1 pseudogene is annotated in these 958 nt (G+C 34.6%); it reads right to left on the reverse strand.

What is annotated here, in order from left to right:
- A pseudogene (locus ACIY19_RS10825) lies at nt 1-902 on the reverse strand (IS3 family transposase); the annotation flags it as partial.
- Nucleotides 903-958 lie beyond the last annotated feature (56 nt).

The following is a 958-nucleotide window of genomic DNA, read 5'->3' on the forward strand; positions in this document are numbered from 1 at the left end:
TGGAATGGCAAATTCTGTCACATCTGTGTAGCACTTTTCCATTGTTTTAGAGCCTTCAAATTGACGTTGAATGAGATTCTCTGCCTTCTTGCCAACATCTCCTTTATGAGAAGAATATTTTCGTTTCTGTCGCATTTTAGCTTGTAAATTGAGTACTTTCATCAAGTGTTGAACTCTTTTATGATTTACCAGATAACCACGATTTCTTAGTTCTAAATGAATCCGACGATAACCATAATTTCCCTTATGTTCGATAAAAATGGATTGAATTTCAGCTTTAAGCTCTTGGTCCTTATCTGGTTTGTCTAGCTGTTTCAAGTGATAGTAGTAGGTCGAACGAGCTAATTTAATGGCTTTTAGAAGAATATCTAACGAAAACTCAGTCATTAATTCTTGAACAATTTCTGTCTTTCTTCTTTCTCTTTTTCCTCCTTCAATCGGAGTTCTCTTAACTTTTTTAGGATGGCATTCTCCGCTCTCAGGTACTCATTTTCTGCTTGAAGACGTTCTAATTCTGTCCTCTCTTCAGGTCTCTTTTTTGGCTTACGTCCCATTTTAGGTACTCTCCCTCTTGTTTTCTCAACAATAGTATACCCGTTTTTCTTGTATTGTGCTAGCCAATTAAGAAGTATCGTACGACTTGGGAGACCGTATTCAAGAGAAACTCTATCTTTAGTCCAGCCTTCATGTATGACTTTATCAATCATTTCTTGTTTTAAATCAGGAGAATAGTAACGATTTTTTCCTTTTTTGACGAACTCTATTCCGTAACGATCAATCAATTTAATCATGTACCTAATATTAGAGTTGTTTATCCCAAATTTATTTGAAAGCTTCTCTAAGCTATATCCTTGTTTTCTAAGTTCATAGATCTGAACTTTATCATCATAAGTTAATTTCATAATAAAAACACCCCAAAAGTTAGATTTTTTCTGTCTAACTTTTGGGGTGCAGTTCA

Origin of the sequence: Streptococcus sp. ST14 (assembly GCF_046098195.1) — a bacterium.
Lineage (GTDB): Bacteria > Bacillota > Bacilli > Lactobacillales > Streptococcaceae > Streptococcus.